The following is a 2,050-nucleotide window of genomic DNA, read 5'->3' on the forward strand; positions in this document are numbered from 1 at the left end:
TCTCGTGCACCCGGCGCACACCACGATGGACTGTGCGCAGTGCGGAGCGAGAACCAAGCACGCACTACCTCTCTCGATGAGAACGTATACCTGCACCGTGTGTGGAGCCGTGTCCAACAGGGACAAGAACTCCGCCCGCGTGATGCTGGTCCGGGCAGGTCGGAACCCGGACGGTGCCCAGGGCGTAGGACCGCCGGGGCCGCCGGCCCAGGCGGCAGCCTGAGCCGTACATCCCCGCTCAGCCCTAGAAGGGTGGAGAATCCCCTCCCCTCAGGGAGGGGAGCCTTCAACGGGCCCCCCGCTCCTGCAGCAGGCCCATCGCACGGCGCAGGACCTCCGCCTGCGCGGGCGGGAAGTCGGCGAACAACGCCTCCGCGAACCCCCCGCCGTCCCCGGCGCGGGCGGCGCTCTCGGCCGCGGACCGGGCGACCTCCTCCGGCATGCTGTCCGCCACCGCCCGGGCCAGCTGAGGGATGCGCGGGTCGTCGGGCGCGGCGTCGGCGAGCTCGTCCAGCCGGGCGTAGATCTCATACGCCCGCGCCATCGCGTTCTCGTCGGTGCTCAGTGTCCGCATCATCCCCAGCAGCCAGGCACGGTGGCCGGCGCCAGCCGTCGCATCCAGCAGCGCGAGCAGTTCGCGTTCCTTTGCCGCCATGGCGGGCTCGGGGCCGGGGCGTGTGGCGCAGATGCGGGCCATGTCGTCGAAGATGACGGCGAGTTCCGGTGAGATCGGGCCCTCGGCCGGCAGGCCGCCGGCCTCCGCGCGCCGCAGCAGCTCGGCGAGTCGGGCGCGGCGCTGCCTGATCGCCTCCTCCTGGCGGGCCAGGTCGGCGTCGAGCTCGGCGAGGATCTCGTGCAGGTCCTTGCCCGCGTCGTCGGCGAGTGCGTCGCGGACCTCCTCGAGGCTCAGCCCGAGCTCGGTCAGCCTGCGGACGCGGGCCAGCTGGACGGCGTCGCGCAGACCGTACTCGCGGTAGCCGTTGGGCTGCCGCTCGGGCTCGGGCAGCAGGCCGATGCGGTGGTAGTGCCGCACGGTGCGGGTGGTGACGCCGGCGATCGCGGCGAGCTCTCCGATACGCATGCCCCTCAGTAGAAACGTTGCCGCTGCGGCAAGGTCAAGCAGGGAATCGGCGGCCGGATGTCAGTAGCCGCTCAGCAGGGTCCGCACCGCTCGCAGGGCCTCGGGGCCCGCGTCGCTGTGCCAGCGTGAGGGATCGGCGGGGCGGCGTCCCCAGATGAGAAGCGTGCGCACGGCCGCATCGCTCTCGATGGTGGCGGGCCCCTCCTGAGGGACCAGGCGCATGTTGTTGCCGTCCGCGTCGGCCGTGATCAGGATGTCGTCGGTTCCCGGGACCCGCAGGCGCGCCTCGATCCGCTCGCCTCCGGCCCAGTCCAGGCCGGCGGAACCGCGACGAAACAGCGGCTGGCCGACCTCGTTCACGCTGTGTTCGGTCATCCACGGCTCGGTGAGCGCCCGCACGGCGATGCCGTCGTCGCCTGTCAGGTCCCACCGGTGGAGAACGAGCTCTTCCCGCATGTGTTCGGCGAAGAACGGTGCTTTCACCGACCGGCCCGTCCACATCACCGCGGTGTCCGGTGACAGGTCCTGCGCGGCCGCCTCGGTGATGTCGACGAGCTGTTCGCACCGGGCGTGGAACGCCGACCACAGCTGGGCATCACTCAGCGTCCGGTAGGGGTTCTCACGGTCGAACCCGCGCGTTGCGACCGGTTCGCCGGCCAGGTGAGCGGCGAGCACCCGCGCCAGTTCCTCGGCGTTGGCCGTCTGATGAATCAGGACGTCGCGGACCGTCCAGGCCTCGCACCAGGTGCCGTCGTCGGGCCGACGCGCCTGCACGGCATGGGCGAACACTTCCAACTCCGGAAGGACATCCTTCACACGGGTCGAAACCACGCGAAAAGGGATATCCGCATGCTCGGTCGCATAAACAGGCGGGGCCCGCTCATCCCCTCACCCCTCACCCCACACGCGCACCGCACCGCATCGCATCGCACCGCGCCGGGACGGCGGCCTGGCGTCCTCTCAGGCCGC

3 protein-coding genes are annotated in these 2,050 nt (G+C 71.4%); 1 reads left to right on the forward strand and 2 read right to left on the reverse strand.

Annotation, left to right across the window (positions count from 1 at the left end; genetic code table 11):
• The coding region (locus BZY54_RS39535; protein ID WP_143668233.1) for a zinc ribbon domain-containing protein at positions 1 to 223 on the forward strand (223 nt) is incomplete at its 5' end.
• A 63-nt stretch (positions 224 to 286) separates the two neighbouring features.
• On the opposite strand, the gene BZY54_RS39540 is transcribed toward BZY54_RS39535, so the two are convergent.
• On the reverse strand, positions 287 to 1,081 hold the full coding sequence (locus tag BZY54_RS39540) for a MerR family transcriptional regulator (RefSeq protein ID WP_086730180.1): 795 nt from the start codon (positions 1,079 to 1,081) through the stop codon (positions 287 to 289).
• A 60-nt stretch (positions 1,082 to 1,141) separates the two neighbouring features.
• Complete coding sequence (locus BZY54_RS39545) at positions 1,142 to 1,912, reverse strand: maleylpyruvate isomerase N-terminal domain-containing protein (protein WP_208640909.1); 771 nt, start codon at positions 1,910 to 1,912, stop codon at positions 1,142 to 1,144.
• Between the last annotated feature and the right edge of the window lie 138 nt (positions 1,913 to 2,050).

The sequence above is a fragment of the Streptomyces carpinensis genome, assembly GCF_002154505.1.
GTDB lineage: Bacteria > Actinomycetota > Actinomycetes > Streptomycetales > Streptomycetaceae > Streptomyces > Streptomyces carpinensis.

What these genes read in the sequence shown, in the direction of transcription:
- BZY54_RS39540 (WP_086730180.1), bottom strand. Translation starts at nt 1,081, where the DNA reads ATGCGTATCGGAGAGCTCGCCGCGATCGCCGGCGTCACCACCCGCACC.